The organism is Amycolatopsis sp. NPDC098790 (assembly GCF_044759945.1).
Lineage (GTDB): Bacteria > Actinomycetota > Actinomycetes > Mycobacteriales > Pseudonocardiaceae > Amycolatopsis.
Genome location: NZ_JBIWAI010000001.1, coordinates 755,814 through 773,089 on the forward strand (window position 1 = coordinate 755,814; position 17,276 = coordinate 773,089).

Here is a 17,276-nt window from a genome sequence, read left to right on the forward strand (position 1 = left end):
GACTGACCTCGCTGCGGCGCATCTGCGATCTTCGTGCTGGTGGTGCGCCTCGTCGGACCAAAATAGCGGGTCCTCTGACAGGACTGCGCTGCCAACGACGAGGGCAGTGACCGCAGTGTGCCGACCAGACCGTAGCGACCTACCGGCTGGTAGGTCGCTACGGGGCTCGAGCGCCCAACACCTGAAGGTCGAGCCGCTGCCGTTCACTGCCTCGCGCGTCACAAGACGGCAGTCAGGTCGCCGTGATTGTCAGCAATGTTGCTGTTCAGACTGGTAGCCATCATATGTTTATTATAGGTTATGACGGTGGTGAAGTCGAGATGAGGCTGTACCGCGGGAAGCGGCGCAGCACGCTTGTCCACTGGCCGGAAAAGGTCGATCACCGCCTCGACCTGCTGCTGCACCTCGTAGAACAAGCGGGAGAAAACGCGAGTCGCGCTCAGCTCCTCGCCGCGTTGGTCGCGGCGGCACCACGCGACGGCGGGAAACTGGCCACCTTGCTGCGCAAGTACCGCACGCAAGACGAAGCGGCCTTCACACGCGACGAAGAGGAAGCACCGCCGTTGCCGCCAGGCAGACGGAAGCCCGGTCCGCGAGGCTCCTCGCTGGAACAGACCCGACCCGAACAGTAGGACGGGTCCACCGCCGGTGTTCGCCTCCGACCGCCGAACTCACGGATATCGACCGACCAGGGCGAGGTGAGCCGAAACGACGTGGACCATGGTGTCCGACGCCCCGCAGCGGTGCCGCCTCGCTCGTGGAGGACCTCGGAGGGTGGGTGCACAGCCATAATTCGTCGACTAGAAACCACCTATCAGCGCCAGAGTGTCCGGCTTCGACCGACTCTCGCGGACGATTTCGCAGTTGCCGACCGGATCGAGTGCGCTCACAGTTCGATCTACCCGAACTGATCGAGAGGTGCGACATGGTGTCGAAGGGCGTGTTCAAGCGGTGTGGGTGCCGGTGCCCGGTGACAGGGAAGCAGCTGGGTGCGCGTTGTCGCCGCTTGGCTGAGCAGGGGCACGGGTCGTGGTGGTTCGCGGTCGAGGGCGCCAAACTCGTGGACGGGTCTCGTTCCCGATTGCGCCGCGGCGGCTACGCCTCGGAGGCGGCGGCGAAGGCCGCTCAAGATGAGGTGGCGGCGACGATCAAGGGCATCGGGCTAACGACCGGTCACTGGCTGGAGCACTGGATCCACATCATCCGATTGCGTCCCAGTACGCGCCGGAGCTACCGGCAGCATGTCCGCTCGTACCTGATCCCACAACTGGGTCATCTGCCGTTGGTGACCCTCAGCGTGAGCGACGTGCAGAAGGCGTTCACCGCGATCGCCTCCGGCAGCGGCTCCCGATATGGGCGGCTGGCCCCGTCGACGGTGACGCGAGTCCGCGCGACATTGAGCTCCGCCCTGACCACCGCGGTAGGTCACGGACTACTGGCACACAACCCCGCAAGAGGCCGCGAGATCGGCCTCCCGGAAGCGGTGAAACCGCGACCGCACGTGTGGACCGAAGAGCGGGTAGCACGCTGGCGGGCAACCGGATGGCGTCCAGGCCCGGTGTGCGTGTGGACGCGAGAACAAACGATCGAGTTCCTCAACGCCATCGCCGGACACAAGCGCTACCTTTACTACCACCTCGTCGCCGTCACCGGCCTACGCCGCGGCGAAGCCGCTGCCTTGCGCGAGGTCGACGTGGACCTGCGACACAATGAACTATTCGTCATCACCAGACCCGACCCCGAAGAGCAGGAAGACGACGACGGGAAGTTGAAGAGTCCCTGCAGCACGCGGACCATCGCTCTCGACCACGTCACCGCCGGCCTAATGCGACGCCACCTCACGGCTCAAGCCGGGCTGCCTGCAGGACCAGACGGGGAGCGATACCTGTTCACCACCCCCACGGGGATGCCATGTCGGCGTGACCGGTTCACCCACGAGTTCGAGGACCTGCTGGTCGAGCGCACGACCCTGCCGCCGATCCGGCTGCACGATCTCCGACATGGCGCAGCCTCGCTGTCGCTGGCCGCCGGAAACGACCTCAAAAGCGTCCAGGACATGCTCGGACACGCCTCGATGTCCTTCACTGCTGACTACTACGTCTCGCTCTACCCCGGCATCCGCCACCAGGCCGCCGAGAGGATCGGAACGTCCCTGTTCGCCACACCGTCCGGCCGTCTGCACCGTGCGCGGCTCCAACTCCACTGCCGACGCGTAGCGGGCAGTGCCGCCGAGTGTCGGAACGTGCCACCTACTGCCTCGAAACTTGACCCTCGGATGGTGAATCCGCAGGTTCACCCCCTTTCACCAAGCACCAAATATCGCCCCTGAGCTGGGGAAACACGGTCACACGGTGGTGACGGCCCAGCACTCGGGGGCTCCGATGCGTCTCCGTTGCTCACGCCGTTCGGACCGCTCCGGCGCCGTCGGCCTCACGCACGGACACACCACGCCCGACGAACACAAGTGCGGAAACCACGACAGGAGAGCGTCACCCGTCCATCGCCGCGACGACGATTTCCCCGCAGCAGCAACAAATAACGACCGCTGCCCCAGATCGAACATCCACTGCCAGCATGCGTTCGCAGGCCGATCCGAGCACCACGACCGGCGACCTCGGCCACACAACGGGCCACACGCACCCGCCCGACCTGCGAAAAGATCGTCAAATCGACCGTTTCAGCAGGTCAGACGCGTGATCGTAGTGGGCCGCCTGGGGCTCGAACCCAGAACCTACGGATTAAAAGTCCGCAGCTCTACCAATTGAGCTAACGGCCCGCGCCCCAAGTCTAGCCAGGGCCCCGGCACCCACCTGCACTCCGGGTCCGGCTGACGCCGTCGGCAAGGTCAAGACTGGCCCTCCGCCCCGGCCGCCCCGCATGATGCCTGCATGTCCGGTTCGCTGCTCATCCTCACCGGCCCGCCCGGGGCCGGGAAGTCCACCGTCGCGAAGCTCGTCACCGAATGCGCGCCACGACCCACCGTGCACCTGCACACCGACAGCTTCTACGTCTGGATCCGGACCGGGCTCGTACCGCCCTACCTGCCCGAGGCCGCGCGGCAGAACGACGTTGTGCTCGGGGTCATCGCCGAGGCCGCCTGTGGCTATGCGCGCGGTGGCTACGATGTCGTCCTCGATGGTGTTGTCGGGCCCTGGGCGCTGGGTCCCTTCCGCGATGCCGCGAAGCGGGACGGTCTGGACCTCTTCTACGTCGTCCTGCGGCCGAGTCTCGCGGTCACCCTCGCCCGGGGGACCGCTCGGGATGCCGGCGAACTCACCGACGTCGAGCCGCTCACCGGCATGCACGGCGCCTTCGCCGACTTGGGTGAGCTCGAGAAGCACGTCATGGACACCGGCGAGCAGACCGTCGAAGAGACGGCGGACGCAATACGGCGCCGAGCTCGCTCGGCGCCGTATTCGCTCTGATGTGGACTCAGCAGGTCACGTACAGACCTGTGTAGGCCGTGCACTTCTTCGACGCCGTGTCGTTGGCCGCCGCCGGGTCGGCCGGGGTGCTGGCCGCGCGCTGGGCCGTCGCCGTGAACGCGCCCCAGGCGAAGAAGCCGCCCTCCGACGTGAACTTCGCCTTGGCCGACGCGCCCGGTGCCAGCGTGCCGATCGCGCAGCTCAAGCTCGCGCCGGAGCGGGTGCAGCCGGTCATCGAGGTGATCGTGCGGCCCGTACCGGCGTTGGCCGTCACGCGGACGCCCGTCGCGGTCGCCGGGCCGCTGTTCGACACCGTGATCACGTAGTCGACGCGCGCGACCAGGCCGGCGCGAGGCGTGGCCGTCAGCGCGACCTTGACGTCGGCCTTCGCGGGCGGCGTGACCGTGACGGCCGGGCCGTCTTCGACGCCGAACGCGTAGTTGTCGCCCGCGAACTGGTGCTGCAGCGTGAACTCGCCGGCGACGTCTTCCTTCACGCGGAAGGTGAACGTCACGGTGCGGCTTTCGCCCGCGCCCAGGTCGCCGACGCCGCCGCGGTAGCTGCTCAGGTACTGGTCGCAGCCGATCACGCCGGCGCAGGAGACCAGGTCCACCAGCTCGACGATCGGCTTTTCCTTGGCGTAAACCGCCGCCTTCGCGCCGGTGACGGTGAAGTCCGTCGGGTTGTACAGCTGCTCGGTGACCGTGAACGTGTCGCCGGGGTGCAGCGACGAGTCGCTGACGTCGAGCGTGCTGGGGGCCGGCGCCGCGGACGCGACGGCGGGAGCTATGAAGAGGGCCGCTGCGGTCAACGCGGCCAGCACGGCGGTTCTTCGACCGGTTCGCTCCATGGTCGTGATCTCCTGATTCCGGACGAGGGGTGCCGCTCCAACCGGGGTGGGGACGGGTGATCGCAGCAGCTGACGAAGATCAGATCGCCGCACCCGAACATTCGTTACCGACTTCTTGAAACCGTGTCTGAACTGCGGTTTCGCGCCGTTGCCGGGTCACCGGGCACGCCGACGGCCCGAAAATTGTCGGACCCCCGTGGCACGCTCCGCACATGACCGAACACACCACCCCAGTCGTCACCCCGGCCCGCCTGACCGGCGATCGGAAAGACCCGACACCGGTCGCGGACGAGCGGCAGGCCCTGACCGAAAGCCTCGACTACTACCGGCGCACCTTCGAGATGAAGTGCGAAGGCCTGGACCCACCCAGGCTGTCCGAACGCTCGGTACCACCGTCGACGTTGACGCTGCACGGCCTGCTGCGGCACCTCACCGGCGTCGAACGCTGGTGGTTCCGGATCCAGTTCGCGGGCGAGGACGTGCCGAACCTCTACTACTCCGACGACGACCCGGAGCAGGACTTCACGGCGCTCGACGGTGACGTCGGCGAGGCGTTTTCCTTGTGGCACGCGGAATGCGCGCGTTCTCGCGAGGTCGTTGCGGCGAGCGCGATGGACCGGACGGGGACGCGGATCAGCACGGGCGAACCGTTCACGTTGCGGTGGCTCATGCTGCGGATGATCGGCGAGTACGCGCGCCACATCGGACAGGCCGATCTGGTCCGCGAACGGATCGACGGCGCCACCGGCGAATGACGGCTCAGGCTCGGCGGAGCCGGACGAGGAGGTTGACTACGAACGAAATGACGATCCAGCACGCGTAGGCCCAGTGCGTGAAGGCGGCCATCACCGTGCCGAGCGCCAGCCGGCTGTGGGACGGCAGCCGTAGGCGGGAGCGTGCGATGCTGACGCCATGACCGTCGACCCCGATTCCGGACTCCTGTCCCCGGTCCGGGCCGGTACGCCGGCCGAAGCGTCGACCGGCGACGAGGCCTGGTTGCGCGCCATGCTCGACGCCGAGGCTGCGCTCGCGCGGGCGCAGGCGCGGCTCGGGACGGTGCCGGCCGAAGCCGCGGACGCGATCACGGAGGCCGCGGGCAGCGCGCGGATCGACGTCGTCGAACTGGCGCGGGAGTCGCGGGCGACCGCGAACCCGGTGGTCGGGCTGGTGAAGGCGCTGACGTCGGCCGTCGGCGCGATCGCGCCCGAGGCGGCGGAGTACGTGCACCGCGGCTCGACCAGCCAGGACATCGTCGACACGGCGATGATGCTGGTCGCCGACCGGACCCTGCGGCCGCTCGTCGCCGACCTCGACGCGACGGCCGAGGCGCTGGCCGGGCTCGCGCGCGAGCACCGGGACACGACGATGGCCGGCCGGACGCTCACGGCGCACGCGGTGCCGACGACGTTCGGGCTCAAGGCCGCGGGCTGGCGGCAGCTGGTGCTGGACGCGGCCGTCCGGGTCAGGCGCGTGCTGGACGGCGGGTTGCCGGTCTCGCTGGGCGGCGCGGCCGGGACGCTGGCGGCGTACGTGGAGTACGCGCGGCTGGCGGACGCCGAGCGGGCCGGGCACGCGGCGGGGCCCGCGGGCAGTGGGCAGGGCGAGGTGGCAGGGGAGGCGGGGCGACCCGGCGCGGCCGGCGCCGGCGAGCGGGAGGGGTTGGGCGAGCGGGAGGGCGGGGGCGGGGGCGGGGGCGGGGGCGGGGGCCAGGATCTCCCCGATGCGACCGCCGCGGCCGGGCGCACCAGCAACGCCGAAGCGGCCACCGAGGCTGCGCGCACCAGCAACGCCGAAGCGACCGCCGAGGCCGAACACGCCGCCTGCGACATCGCCGGTGGCAGCCACGCCGAGGCGGGACACGCTGGCCGCGGCATCGCTGCCGACGGTGACTACGCCGAACGGCTCGTCGCCGCGTTCGCCGACGAAACCGGGCTGGCCGCGCCCGTGCTTCCCTGGCACTCGCTGCGCACGCCCGTCGTCGATCTCGCCGGGGCGCTTGCCTTCGCCGCCGGGGCGCTGGGGAAGCTGGCCGTCGACGTTGCGACGCTAACCCGGACCGAGCTCGGGGAGGTCGTCGAGCCGGCCGCCGATGGGCGGGGTGGCTCGTCGGCCATGCCGCACAAGCGGAACCCCGTGCTCGCGACGCTCATCCGTTCAGCCGCGCTGCAGGTGCCCGTGCTGGCCGCGGGTGTCACGCAGTCGATGCTGACCGAGGACGAACGCTCGGCCGGGGTCTGGCACGCCGAGTGGCAGCTGGTCCGGGAATGCCTCCGGCTGACCGGCGGCGCCGCGCACACCGCCGTCGAGCTCGCGCGCGGGCTCACGGCCCAACCGGACCGGATGCGGGCGAACGTGGCCTCGACGCACGGGCTGATCGTCTCCGAACGGCTCTCCGCCGTCCTCGCGCCGCTGCTCGGCAAGGCGAAGGCCAAGGAGCTGCTCGGCGAGGCCTCTCAACGCGCCGTGCGGGACGGCCGGCCGCTGCGGGACGTGCTCGACGAGCTGCCCGCCATCACCGACGTCCTCACGCCGGCCGCGTTGGACGCGCTCCTCGACCCGGCCTCCTACACCGGCGCCGCGGGGACGCTCGTCGACCGCGCGCTGGGCGACACCTTCTGACCTGGGGCGAACCAGCGGCGAAAATTCTTTGAACCGCCTCTGGCGGGGGTCCGTGTAGTGGGTATCAGGCAGCCGCACCGAGCGGCGGGAAACCCCAACGGACACAAGGAGAACTTCCATGCTTCGCACGCGCATCGCCGTCTCCGTCGCCGCGGCGGCAGCCGGGCTGGCAGTGCTCACCGCTTGCTCGGGTGCCGAAACTGCTCAGCCGGTCATCGCCCCCGCAGCGGCGGGTGGCACCGGCGGCGGCCAGATCGCCAACGGACAGGTCGGGAACGCCGCCCCGGCGTCGAACGAGTCGAAACTCGTCGTCGCGGACGTCGCGAGCGTCGGGCAGGTGATCACCGACCAGAACGGCATGACCCTCTACCGGTTCGACAAGGACACGGCCAAGCCGCCGAAGTCCAATTGCGACGGTGACTGCGCGAAGGCATGGCCGCCGGTGCTGGCCACCGGGGACGTCCAGGTGCAGGGGATCGACAAGAACCTCGTCGGGAAGGTGACGCGGTCCGACGGCACCGAGCAGATCACCGTCGGCGGGTGGGCGCTCTACCGCTACGCGAAGGACGCCAAGGCCGGCGACGCGACCGGCCAGGGTGTCGGCGGCGCCTGGTACGCCGCCAACGCCAAGGGTGGCAAGGCCGGGCAGGCCGCGAGTGAAGCCGGCGTCGTCAAGCTGAGCGCCAGCAACATCGACGGGCTCGGCGCGGCGATCACCGACCAGAACGGCATGACGCTCTACCTGTTCCAGAAGGACACCAAGAAGGCCAAGACCTCCGCCTGCAACGGCGACTGCGCCAAGACCTGGCCGCCGGTGCTCTCCAACGGCAAGGTCGAGCTGCAGGGCATCGACTCGAAGCTGCTCGGCAGCATCAAGCGCGCGGACGGCACCGAGCAGGTCACCATCGGCGGCTGGCCGGTCTACACCTTCTCGAAGGACACGAAGCCCGGTGACGCGAACGGCAACGGCGTGAACGGCACCTGGTTCGTCATCGAGCCGGCCGGGTGCAAGATCGGCACCGGCCCCAGCGCCACCACCAACCAGGCTCCGGCTGACAGTGGCACTGGGACCAGCAACTCCGGCTCGGGTGGAACCACCTACTGAGCCACGGACTTCCTAGTGGGCGAGGCCCGGCGGACGCTCTTCGCGAGCGACCTCCGGGCCTCGCTCGTCGTGGTGGCGGCGCAGGAAGGAACGGCGACGCGGCTGCTCGGCCGCCGCCGGGACGGTGTCCGTGCGGTCGTTGTCGACGACGCGGTCGCGGTCGGTGCGCTGCTCGACGACCGTCGGCTCGTCGGCGGTCTCGTCCTCGGGGACGAGGATCGTGCGGCGGGCGGGCAGGACGGCGATCAGCAGACCCAGCGCGGCGACGCCGAGGTGCAGCCAGGTGTCGGCGCGGCCCATGTCCATCGGGTTGCCGGCGTTGGCGAACGGGTTGGTCGAGATGAGGCCGTCGATCATCAGGCCCCACACGAACAGGGCGCCGTAGAAGATGAAGAGCAGCCAGCCGAACGTCCGGGCGCGGCCCGAACCGAACGCCAGCAGCAGGCCGACGACGCCGGTCACGACGCGGACCAGGCTCATGAGCGGGTTGCCGGAGAACCGCCAGAACCCGGCGTCGTGGTGGCCGGCGAAGTTCCCGACCCCGGTCCGGGTGAACCCGATGATGCCGACGACGAGGAACGCGATCCCGGCCAACCCGGCCAGCACCTGCGCCGGCTGCAGGCCGCGAACCCGGATGCGTGCGCCTTTCGCGTGAGTCATGACTCCAGTCCTTCCCAGAGTGTGGTGACGATCGTCACCGCACACAGGTACCCCGCGAACACGGGCAGCGAAACGACGGTGCTTGCCCGCAGGGCCCCGGGGCGTTCCCGGATCCGGGCCGGTTCGAGACCTATCCCACAAAGTCACCCGATCCGGGGAACGCCGGAGTGCGCTGCCGGCAATCCGGATCATGCGCAAGCTGAGCGGCATCTTCCTGGTGGGACTGTGCGTGGGGGCGATCGGCGCGGTGGCCGTCACGATCGGTCACGGTGCCGTCCAGGCGCCGCAGGCGATCGCCGTCACACCAGTGGTGACAACGATGTCGGAATCGGCGAGTCCGAGCCCTGAACCGACGCCGACACCCACCCCTACGCCGACTCCCAAGGAGACCCCCAAGAGCGAGCCGCCCGCGGTGGACGCCGCCGAGCTGGACCGGCTGGTGGGGAGCGGGGAGGTCAGCGCCGTCGTCTTCGACCGGCAGCTCGGGAAGACGACCGTCTCGCTGCACGCGGACCGCGGGTACACCTCGGCGTCGCTCGTGAAGCTGCTGATCGCGCTGGCGGTGCTCGAGCGCGGCGGTCCGGTGGCGGACGTGCAGCGGATGCTGTCCCGCAGCGACGACGACCTCGCGAGCCGGTTCTGGTCGGCGTACGGCGGGCCCGCGATCGTGACGGGCTGGGCCAAGAGGATCGGCCTCACCGGGACGCGGGCGCCCGCGGATCCGGGGCGGTGGGGCGACACGCGGATCACGGCGAAGGACGTGGTGAAGATCTACCAGTACGTCCTGGCGCACGGGCCCGCCGCGATCATGGCCGCGCTGCGCGCCGCGACCGAACGGGGTTCGGACGGTTTCCGCCAGTACTTCGGCATCCCGGACGCCGCCGGCGGGCGCGCGTGGGCGGTGAAGCAGGGCTGGTCGTGCTGCCGTCCGACGCGGATGTTGCACACGTCGGGCGTGGTCGGCGACTACATCGTGGTGGTGTTGAGCGAGCACCCGGCTTCGGTGGACTACGCGACGGCTTCGAAGCGGGTGACGGCGGTGGTTTCGGCCCTGCTGGGGTGAGCGGCGGCGCGGGCAGCGGGCCGGACCGGCGGCGGGCGGCTCGCGGCGGGCAGCGGGCAGTGGGCCGGATCGGCGGCGGGCGGCGGGCGGTTCGCGGCTCGCGGCTCGCGGCTCGCGGCTCGCGGCTCGCGGCTCGCGGCTCGCGGCTCGCGGCTCGCGGCTCGCGGCTCGCGGCTCGCGGCTCGGCGCAGGCTACTTCTCCGCTACTGGTCCGTGTCCGCCAACGCGCCGTGCGCGCCGGATCGTGGCAGTGGCCACGGCAGTACTCCGCCCGTGGTCTCGACCTGTCGCCCGGCCGGGGCCGGTGAGGACGTGTGCGCCCCGATCCAGGCCAGTACGTCCGGGATCTGGGACTTGAACGTGTTCATGTTGTGGCCCGCGTCGGCGACCCGCCACGACGAAAACTGCACCGGGGGCCGGGCCGCCGCGCGGATCTGGTCGATCGCGAAACTCTCGTAGCTCTCCTTCTCCCCCGAGATCGCCAGGATTTCCACCGGCGACGGGTGGAGGCGGACGTTCAGCCGGACGTTGTTGGCGTCGTTGATGTCCTGGCGGCCGTGGAACAGGTCCTCCGTCTCCGCGTCGATCTGGGCCTTGTCGTAGCCGCTGACGCTGACCGCCTGGCCGTACCACTGCGGGTGGCGCGTCACCAGGTTCATCGCGCAATAACCACCCGAAGACCAGCCCGCGAGCGTCCACGCGCGACGGTTCGCGGACACGCCCAGCTTCTGCAGGGCCCAGTCGCGCAGGTCCGCCGTCAGGTACGTGTCGTTCGCCGTTCCGTTGACCTCGTCGACGCATTCCGTGTCGTGGCCGACCTTCGGGACACCCGTCGGGTCCGGGACGATCACCACGGTCGGCGGCAGAACCTTCTTGGCGATCGCCGTGTCGAGCTGCTCCGGCATGTGGTAGCCGCTCGTGAAGACCTCGGGCCCGGACGGGTAGTTCGGGATCCACTCGATCGCCGGGAACCGCAGTTCCTTGTACGCCGCGTCGAAGTACTGCGGGGGCAGGTAGACCGTGACGTCGCGGGTCAGCTTGGTGCGCCGGCCGGTCACCTTCATGTGGACGACCGTGCCCTTGCCCTCCTTCGCGTGCGCGACCCCTGTGTCGCGCAGCTTTTCGAGGTCTTCGCCGTTCTGCGACGCCTCCGCATCGGTGCCCTGGCCGGCGTACGCGCCGGTGCCGAGCAGGGAGCCGACCGTCGGGAAGAAGCCGCCGATCATGTTGCCCGCCATGCCGGTCGTGAGGACCAGGAGCACGACCGCGAGCAGGATCGTGGCGCTGCGCCACAACCGCTTGCGCTTCCAGCGGTCCCAGAACCACGGGACCGCGATGATCGCGAGCAGCGTCAGCACGACCACCACGATCATGTTGACCGGCGAATCGAGCCGGATGCTGCTCAAGTTCATGGGAACGGTCCTTCCGGGCGGGCAATGAATGCGCACCCGGAACCCCCCGGACTCGCGTATATATCACGTTTGACCGGGCACGCACGTTGCGACCCTGTGACTTCTGTCATAGGGTCGCAACGCGCAGCTCACTCAGCGATTTCTCAGTTATTCCGCCAATGCGCGCGCCAGGACGGTGATCGCCTGCGTGATCGCGGCCTCGGCCGCGTGGGTCTCGCGCAGCGCGTTGACCATCACGAAGTCGTGGATGATCCCCTGGTACCGGACGGCCGTCACGGGCACGCCGGCCTGACGCAGCTTCGCCGCGTACGCCTCGCCTTCGTCGCGGAGCACGTCCGCCTCGCCGGTGATCACCAGCGCCGGCGGCAGCCCGGCCAGCTCGTCGAGCGACGCGCGCAGCGGCGACGCCGTGATTTCCGCGCGCTGGGCGGGATCCGTCGTGTACTGGTCCCAGAACCACTTCATGCCTTCGCGGCCGAGGAAGTAGCCCTCGGCGAACTTCAGGTACGACTCGGTGTCGAAGTTCGCGTCGGTGACCGGGTAGAAGAGCACCTGCTGCTTGAAGGTGACGTCGCCGCGCTGCTTGGCCAGGATCGTCAGCGCCGCCGTCATGTTCCCGCCGACCGAGTCACCGGCGATCGCGATGCGCGAAGCGTCCAGACCCTGCGACGCACCGTTCGAGGCAACCCACTTCGCGACGGCGTAGCTCTGCTCGATGGCGACCGGGTAGCGCGCCTCCGGCGAGCGGTCGTACTCGGGGAACACGACGGCCGCGCCGACACCGGCCGCGAGCTCGCGCACCAGCCGCTCGTGGGTGTGGAAATCGCCGAACACCCAGCCGGCGCCGTGGATGTAGAGGATCACCGGGAGGGGCCCGGAAACGCCGGCCGGACGCACGATCCGCGTCTCGACCTCGCCGGTCGGGCCGCCCGGGACCTTGATGACCTCGATCGAAGCGTCGGCCATGGCGACCTCGCCGTCCTGGACGCCGTCGACGGCCTTGCGCCCCTCGGCCGGCTCCAGCTGGAACAGGTACGGCGGCTGGTCGGTGGCCTCGGCGAACGCCTGCGCGGCCGGTTCGAGGGCCAGGTTGTGCGGGTTGGCAGTCATGTCGTCCTCCTCGGGAAGCAAGCTGATGCCATGAAGGTAGCTCACAACTCAGTTGTGCACAACTGAATGACGTCCAATGAGATGCAGCGCACTTAAGTTGCCACGCAGTGCGAAGTCCGGGAGCATGGAGTGTTACGAGAGAGGAGGACGCCATGGCTTCGCTGCGGCTGGACGACCAGCTCTGCTTCGGGCTGTACTCGGCGTCGCGTGCGGTGACGTCGCTGTACCGGGTCGTCCTGGAAGACCTCGACCTGACCTACCCCCAGTACCTCGTCATGCTGGCGCTCTGGGAGCGGGACCACCGCCTGGTCAAGGAGCTCGGCACCGAGCTGAACCTCGATTCGGGCACGCTCTCCCCGCTGCTCAAGCGGCTGCAGACCGCCGGGCTGGTCGTCCGGAACCGGCAGGCCGACGACGAGCGCTCGGTCCGCGTCAGCCTGAGCGACGCCGGGAAAGCGTTGCGGGAGAAGGCGGAAGGCATCCCCGACGTGATCGGCACCGCGATGAGCCTCGACGACGCCGGGGTGGCCCGGCTGCGCGCCGAGCTGGACCGCCTGACAGAGTCGGTGAACGCCTACCGGGAGGCAGCGGCACCGGCATGATCAACCACGACGACGCGCTGAAGGCCGTCGAGAGCAGTCTCGACCGGCCGTCCGCGGCACGGATCTACGACTACTTCATCGGCGGGAACACCCACTACGCGATCGACCGCGAATTCGCCGAGAAGGTCCGCGACCGGCTGCCGCTGATGGGCGAGTACTGCAAGACGAGCCGGCAGTTCCTCGGCCGCGCGGTCCGGCAGTGCGTTCAGCAGGGCATCCGGCAGTTCGTCGACATCGGCTCCGGCCTGCCGACCGCGGGCAACGTCCACGAGGTTGCCGACGAAGAACGCGAAGAGCTCGACACCCGCGTGCTCTACATCGACAACGAGCCGATCGCGCTCGCGCACTCGACGCTGCTGCTCGCCGACACCGCCGATCCCGAGCGCCACCACGCCATCGCCGCGGACTTCCTGCAGCCGGAAGACCTCTGGGACCGCGTCACCGCGTCGGAAGTCATCGACGTGCGCGAGCCGGTCGCGCTGGTGATCAACGCTGTCATGCACTTCATCAAGGACGAGCAGGAGCCGGACGAGCTGCTGGCGTTCTACCGCGACCGGCTGCCGTCGGGTTCGCTGCTGGTGCTCTCGCAGATGACGAACGAGAACCCGGTCAACGACGACGAGCGGCAGGCGCTGATCGACCTGCTCGAGTACTACGAGACCACGACGAACCCGGGTTTCCTGCGGACGATGGCGGAGTTCGAACGCTTCTTCGGCGGCTGGCCGATGCTCGAACCGGGGCTCGTCTACGCGCCGGCGTGGCACCCGGACGACGACACCGTGTTCGCCGGGTCGCCGTCGCAGTCGCGGGTCATCGGCGGCGTCGCGCGCAAGCCTTAGGACGCCTCGCGCAGGCCGTCCAGCACGTCGAGGACTGCGCTCTTGCCCAGGTCGACGGCCTTGCGCAGCACCGCGGGGTCGCGCTCCAGCACCGCCACGTCCGGTGCGCCGTTCGGCGGGCGGACGCTCAGGATCCGCGGGTCGGACGCCAGGGTTTCCTCGTCCTCGACGTCCCGGCGGAACGTGTCGCGCCACGCGGGGATCGCGCCCGGGGCCTGGCGGCGCAGGAACCGCGGGACGACGACGTCGTAGGCGCGCGGTGGCGGCAGCGGCAGTTCGTCGGCGCGACGGGTGCGCAGGACGAGGACGTCGGTCGCGCCTTGGGCCAGTGCCGTCCGGTACGGGATGGGCTCGGCGACGCCCGCGTCGACGAACCGGCGGCCGGATAGGGGGATCGGCGGGCCGGCCAGTACCGGCATGCAGGACGACGCCGCGAGCGCGACCTTGATCGCGTCGACGTCGTCGAGGTAGGGGTGCAGGTCGGTCGACTCTCCCGTGTCCGCGTCGGTGGCGAGGGGGTGGAACGTGACCGGGTTGGCCAGGATGGCTGGGAAGTCCATCGGTTCGAGGACCGAATAGACCTGGTGGACGAGGTATTCGAGGTCGATCACCGCGCGGCCGCGCAGGGTGTGCAGCGGGTTGATGATGCGGCGCATGACGACCGGGTTCCACCACGTGCGGACGCCGGTCGAGGAGCGGCCGCAGAGCAGCCAGGCGCCGTTCAGGGCGCCGGCCGAGGAGCCGTAGACCGCGTCGAACGCGGGGGTGACGCCGAGTTCGTCCAGCGCCAGGACCATGCCGCTGGAGTACGTGCCGCGGCTGCTGCCGCCCTCGATGGCGAGCGCGAGGCGCCGGCCGTCGGTGCGTTTTCCCGGGACACTGCCCGCCGCCATCCGTTCGGAGATCAGTTCGAGTACCGGGTGCACTCCTCCCATCCTGGTCTTTTCGATCGATTAGTCGACCCGATTTGCCCCACCCGGGCGGGTGAAGTGATGCGCGCCTCGTTGCACTGCAACTCGTTGCATAGCACGCTCAGGCCATGGCACTGGAGCACGCGATCCTCGTCTCGCTGTCCGAGCGCGCCGGCTCGGGCTACGAGCTGACGCGCCGGTTCGAGAAGTCGATCGGGCTCTTCTGGAGCGCCACCCACCAGCAGATCTACCGCGTGCTGAAGCGGATGGAAGAGGCCGGCTGGGTCGCCGTCGACGTCGTCGCGCAGTCGGGGCGGCCGGACAAGAAGGTCTACACGGTCGGCGACGACGGCCGCGCCGAACTCGTCCGCTGGCTGGCCGAACCGGACCCGTCGGCCGGCCCGGTCGAGCTGGCCGTGAAGATCCGCGGCGCCACCTTCGGCGATCCCGCGAAGGTCGCCGAGGAGATCGTCCGGCACCGCGCCGCGCACGCCGGACGCCTGGACGTCTACCGCCAGATCGAGAAGCGCGACTTCCCTTCGCCGTCCGCGCTGAAGGGCCAGCACCTGCACCAGTACCTGGTCCTGCGCGGCGGCATCCGCGTCGAAGAGGGCCAGGTCGAGTGGTTCGACGAAGTCCTCGCCGCCCTCCACCACGAGAAGGACGCCTGATGACCCCGTACCCGAACTTGCTGTCGCCGCTGGACCTCGGCTTCACGACGCTGCGCAACCGCGTTCTGATGGGCTCCATGCACACCGGCCTTGAGGACAAGGCCGCGCACTTCCCCGAGCTGGCCGAGTACTACGCCGAACGCGCTCGCGGCGGGGTCGGCCTGATCGTCACCGGCGGGTTCGCGCCGAACAAGACCGGCTGGCTGCTGCCGCTCGCGTCCAAGCTGACAACGTCCGCCGAAGCGAAGCAACACCGTCAGCTCACCGCGCCGGTGCACGACGCCGGCGGCAAGATCGCGCTGCAGGTCCTGCACGCGGGCCGGTACGCCTACCACCCGCTGAGCGTGTCCGCGTCGAGCATCAAGGCGCCGATCAACCCGTTCCGCCCGCGCGGCCTGACGAGCCACGGCGTCCGCAAGCAGATCGACGCCTTCGCGAAATGCGCCGCTCTCGCGCGCGAAGCGGGCTACGACGGCGTCGAGATCATGGGCTCCGAGGGCTACCTGATCAACCAGTTCCTGGCCGAGCGCACCAACAAGCGCACCGACGCCTGGGGCGGTACGCCGGAGAAGCGCCGCCGGTTCGCCGTCGAGATCGTGCGGAAAACCCGCGAGAAGGTCGGCGACGACTTCATCATCATCTACCGGCTTTCGATGCTCGACCTCGTCCCGGGCGGGCAACGCTGGGAAGACGTCGTCGCGCTCGCGCAAGAAGTCGAGGCGGCCGGGGCGACGATCATCAACACCGGCATCGGCTGGCACGAGGCCCGCGTGCCGACGATCGTGACGTCGGTGCCGCGCGCGGCGTTCACCTGGGTCACCGGGAAGCTCAAGCCGCACGTCACCATCCCGGTCGTCACGTCGAACCGGATCAACATGCCGCAGGTCGCGGAAGAAGCCCTGAGCAGCGGCGACGCCGACCTCGTGTCGATGGCGCGGCCGTTCCTCGCCGACCCCGAGTGGATCCGCAAGGCCGAGACCGGCCGCGAGGACGAGATCAACACGTGCATCGCCTGCAACCAGGCCTGTCTGGACCACGCGTTCAAGCGCAAGCTCGTGTCCTGCATGGTGAACCCGCGCGCCGGCCACGAAACGACGCTGACACTCGCCCCGACGCGGCGGTCGAAGCACGTCGCCGTCGTCGGCGCGGGTCCCGCGGGCCTCTCGGCCGCGACCGCGCTCGCCGAACGCGGCCACAGCGTCGAGCTGTTCGAAGCCGACGACGAGATCGGCGGCCAGTTCGGTATCGCGCGCAAGATCCCCGGCAAGGAGGAGTTCGCCGAGACCATCCGCTACTACCGGCGGCGCCTCGAAGTCACCGGCGTGAAGCTGCACCTCGGAAAGCGCGCGACAGCCACCGAACTCACCGGGTTCGACGAGGTCGTGCTGGCCACCGGCGTCGCGCCGCGCGTGCCGTCGCTGCCCGGCATCGACCACCCGAAGGTGCTTTCGTACGTCGACGTCGTGAAGCACGGCAAGCCGGTCGGCGAGCGGGTCGCCGTGATCGGGGCCGGCGGGATCGGCGTCGACGTCAGCGAATTCCTCACGCACGCGGACTCGCCGGCGCTCGACCTCGACGCGTGGATGGCCGAGTGGGGTGTCACCGACCCGGAACACGCGCCCGGCGGGCTCACCGACCGGAAGCCCGAGCCGTCGCCGCGGCAGGTGTACCTGCTGCAGCGCAAGAAGTCCGGGATCGGTTCCGGGCTCGGCAAGACGTCGGGCTGGGTGCACCGCGCCGCACTCAAGGCGAAGAAGGTCGAACAGCTCACCGGCGTGACCTACGAGCGCATCGACGACGAAGGCCTGCACGTCACCGTCGACGGCACCCCGCGGCTGCTGGAAGTCGACACGGTCGTCGTCTGCGCCGGTCAGGAGCCCGTGCGGGACCTCGCCGGTGAACTGCCTGCCGACCTGCCGGTGCACCTCATCGGCGGGGCCGACGTCGCCGCGGAACTCGACGCGAAACGCGCGATCGACCAGGGAACGAGGCTCGCCGCGGCGCTATAG

General features: G+C 69.7%; 16 protein-coding genes and 1 tRNA gene. 10 read left to right on the forward strand and 7 right to left on the reverse strand.

Annotated elements, in window-relative coordinates; genetic code table 11:
- Positions 1 to 218 precede the first annotated feature (218 nt).
- Entirely contained in the window at positions 219 to 521 is a 303-nt protein-coding gene (locus ACIQWX_RS03845) for a hypothetical protein (RefSeq protein WP_400865141.1), read from the reverse strand.
- A gap of 404 nt (positions 522 to 925) precedes the next feature.
- On the opposite strand from ACIQWX_RS03845, the gene ACIQWX_RS03850 reads away from it, so the two are divergent.
- On the forward strand, positions 926 to 2,329 hold the full coding sequence (locus ACIQWX_RS03850) for a tyrosine-type recombinase/integrase (RefSeq protein WP_400865144.1): 1,404 nt from the start codon (positions 926 to 928) through the stop codon (positions 2,327 to 2,329).
- Positions 2,330 to 2,703: 374 nt separating this feature from the next.
- Here the strand turns inward: ACIQWX_RS03850 and ACIQWX_RS03855 are convergent.
- Positions 2,704 to 2,776, reverse strand: a tRNA-Lys gene (locus tag ACIQWX_RS03855).
- Positions 2,777 to 2,888: 112 nt separating this feature from the next.
- Between ACIQWX_RS03855 and ACIQWX_RS03860 the strand changes: the two genes are divergently transcribed.
- Positions 2,889 to 3,425 carry an AAA family ATPase gene (locus ACIQWX_RS03860; RefSeq protein WP_400865147.1) on the forward strand — a complete coding sequence of 179 codons (537 nt, stop codon included), beginning with the start codon at positions 2,889 to 2,891 and terminating at the stop codon, positions 3,423 to 3,425.
- Positions 3,426 to 3,432: 7 nt separating this feature from the next.
- On the opposite strand, the gene ACIQWX_RS03865 is transcribed toward ACIQWX_RS03860, so the two are convergent.
- Entirely contained in the window at positions 3,433 to 4,275 is an 843-nt protein-coding gene (locus ACIQWX_RS03865) for a hypothetical protein (protein WP_400865149.1), read from the reverse strand.
- Positions 4,276 to 4,487: 212 nt separating this feature from the next.
- Between ACIQWX_RS03865 and ACIQWX_RS03870 the strand changes: the two genes are divergently transcribed.
- The 3 genes from ACIQWX_RS03870 (at position 4,488) to ACIQWX_RS03880 (ending at position 7,999) form a co-directional block, all read left to right on the forward strand.
- Entirely contained in the window at positions 4,488 to 5,030 is a 543-nt protein-coding gene (locus ACIQWX_RS03870; RefSeq protein ID WP_400865152.1) for a DinB family protein, read from the forward strand.
- Between the two features lie 157 nt (positions 5,031 to 5,187).
- Complete coding sequence (locus tag ACIQWX_RS03875; RefSeq protein WP_400865155.1) at positions 5,188 to 6,894, forward strand: lyase family protein; 1,707 nt, start codon at positions 5,188 to 5,190, stop codon at positions 6,892 to 6,894.
- A gap of 118 nt (positions 6,895 to 7,012) precedes the next feature.
- Positions 7,013 to 7,999 carry an SCO0930 family lipoprotein gene (locus ACIQWX_RS03880; protein WP_400865158.1) on the forward strand — a complete coding sequence of 329 codons (987 nt, stop codon included), beginning with the start codon at positions 7,013 to 7,015 and terminating at the stop codon, positions 7,997 to 7,999.
- A 12-nt stretch (positions 8,000 to 8,011) separates the two neighbouring features.
- Here ACIQWX_RS03880 and ACIQWX_RS03885 read toward each other — a convergent pair whose 3' ends face one another.
- Positions 8,012 to 8,659: a DUF4383 domain-containing protein gene (locus ACIQWX_RS03885; protein ID WP_400865161.1), complete on the reverse strand. Its 648-nt coding sequence runs from the start codon at positions 8,657 to 8,659 to the stop codon at positions 8,012 to 8,014.
- 190 nt (positions 8,660 to 8,849) lie between these two features.
- On the opposite strand from ACIQWX_RS03885, the gene ACIQWX_RS03890 reads away from it, so the two are divergent.
- On the forward strand, positions 8,850 to 9,722 hold the full coding sequence (locus ACIQWX_RS03890; RefSeq protein WP_400865164.1) for a hypothetical protein: 873 nt from the start codon (positions 8,850 to 8,852) through the stop codon (positions 9,720 to 9,722).
- A gap of 203 nt (positions 9,723 to 9,925) precedes the next feature.
- Here ACIQWX_RS03890 and ACIQWX_RS03895 read toward each other — a convergent pair whose 3' ends face one another.
- A complete protein-coding gene (locus ACIQWX_RS03895; RefSeq protein ID WP_400865167.1) occupies positions 9,926 to 11,134 on the reverse strand; it encodes an alpha/beta hydrolase in 1,209 nt (402 codons plus the stop codon).
- Between the two features lie 147 nt (positions 11,135 to 11,281).
- On the reverse strand, positions 11,282 to 12,244 hold the full coding sequence (locus ACIQWX_RS03900; protein WP_400865170.1) for an alpha/beta hydrolase: 963 nt from the start codon (positions 12,242 to 12,244) through the stop codon (positions 11,282 to 11,284).
- 152 nt (positions 12,245 to 12,396) lie between these two features.
- On the opposite strand from ACIQWX_RS03900, the gene ACIQWX_RS03905 reads away from it, so the two are divergent.
- Entirely contained in the window at positions 12,397 to 12,846 is a 450-nt protein-coding gene (locus ACIQWX_RS03905; RefSeq protein ID WP_400865173.1) for a MarR family winged helix-turn-helix transcriptional regulator, read from the forward strand.
- Entirely contained in the window at positions 12,843 to 13,685 is an 843-nt protein-coding gene (locus ACIQWX_RS03910; protein WP_400865176.1) for an SAM-dependent methyltransferase, read from the forward strand. The genes ACIQWX_RS03905 and ACIQWX_RS03910 overlap by 4 nt, the downstream gene beginning before the upstream one ends.
- Here ACIQWX_RS03910 and ACIQWX_RS03915 read toward each other — a convergent pair.
- Positions 13,682 to 14,620, reverse strand: coding sequence for a patatin family protein (locus ACIQWX_RS03915; protein ID WP_400865179.1), 939 nt, complete (start codon positions 14,618 to 14,620; stop codon positions 13,682 to 13,684). The genes ACIQWX_RS03910 and ACIQWX_RS03915 overlap by 4 nt on opposite strands.
- Positions 14,621 to 14,724: 104 nt before the next feature.
- Here ACIQWX_RS03915 and ACIQWX_RS03920 point away from each other — a divergent pair, with 104 nt between their 5' ends.
- On the forward strand, positions 14,725 to 15,267 hold the full coding sequence (locus ACIQWX_RS03920; RefSeq protein WP_400865182.1) for a PadR family transcriptional regulator: 543 nt from the start codon (positions 14,725 to 14,727) through the stop codon (positions 15,265 to 15,267).
- Positions 15,267 to 17,276 carry an FAD-dependent oxidoreductase gene (locus tag ACIQWX_RS03925; protein WP_400865185.1) on the forward strand — a complete coding sequence of 670 codons (2,010 nt, stop codon included), beginning with the start codon at positions 15,267 to 15,269 and terminating at the stop codon, positions 17,274 to 17,276. Before ACIQWX_RS03920 ends, ACIQWX_RS03925 begins: the two co-directional genes overlap by 1 nt.

Excerpts from the sequence above, each read along its gene's own strand:
- ACIQWX_RS03905 (WP_400865173.1), top strand. The coding sequence starts at position 12,397 with ATGGCTTCGCTGCGGCTGGACGACCAGCTCTGCTTCGGGCTGTACTCG.
- ACIQWX_RS03915 (WP_400865179.1), bottom strand. The coding sequence starts at position 14,620 with ATGGGAGGAGTGCACCCGGTACTCGAACTGATCTCCGAACGGATGGCG.
- ACIQWX_RS03865 (WP_400865149.1), bottom strand. The coding sequence starts at position 4,275 with ATGGAGCGAACCGGTCGAAGAACCGCCGTGCTGGCCGCGTTGACCGCA.
- ACIQWX_RS03860 (WP_400865147.1), top strand. The coding sequence starts at position 2,889 with ATGTCCGGTTCGCTGCTCATCCTCACCGGCCCGCCCGGGGCCGGGAAG.
- ACIQWX_RS03885 (WP_400865161.1), bottom strand. The coding sequence starts at position 8,659 with ATGACTCACGCGAAAGGCGCACGCATCCGGGTTCGCGGCCTGCAGCCG.
- ACIQWX_RS03895 (WP_400865167.1), bottom strand. The coding sequence starts at position 11,134 with ATGAACTTGAGCAGCATCCGGCTCGATTCGCCGGTCAACATGATCGTG.
- ACIQWX_RS03870 (WP_400865152.1), top strand. The coding sequence starts at position 4,488 with ATGACCGAACACACCACCCCAGTCGTCACCCCGGCCCGCCTGACCGGC.
- ACIQWX_RS03875 (WP_400865155.1), top strand. The coding sequence starts at position 5,188 with ATGACCGTCGACCCCGATTCCGGACTCCTGTCCCCGGTCCGGGCCGGT.
- ACIQWX_RS03880 (WP_400865158.1), top strand. The coding sequence starts at position 7,013 with ATGCTTCGCACGCGCATCGCCGTCTCCGTCGCCGCGGCGGCAGCCGGG.
- ACIQWX_RS03925 (WP_400865185.1), top strand. The coding sequence starts at position 15,267 with ATGACCCCGTACCCGAACTTGCTGTCGCCGCTGGACCTCGGCTTCACG.
- ACIQWX_RS03920 (WP_400865182.1), top strand. The coding sequence starts at position 14,725 with ATGGCACTGGAGCACGCGATCCTCGTCTCGCTGTCCGAGCGCGCCGGC.
- ACIQWX_RS03900 (WP_400865170.1), bottom strand. The coding sequence starts at position 12,244 with ATGACTGCCAACCCGCACAACCTGGCCCTCGAACCGGCCGCGCAGGCG.
- ACIQWX_RS03910 (WP_400865176.1), top strand. The coding sequence starts at position 12,843 with ATGATCAACCACGACGACGCGCTGAAGGCCGTCGAGAGCAGTCTCGAC.
- ACIQWX_RS03850 (WP_400865144.1), top strand. The coding sequence starts at position 926 with ATGGTGTCGAAGGGCGTGTTCAAGCGGTGTGGGTGCCGGTGCCCGGTG.
- ACIQWX_RS03890 (WP_400865164.1), top strand. The coding sequence starts at position 8,850 with ATGCGCAAGCTGAGCGGCATCTTCCTGGTGGGACTGTGCGTGGGGGCG.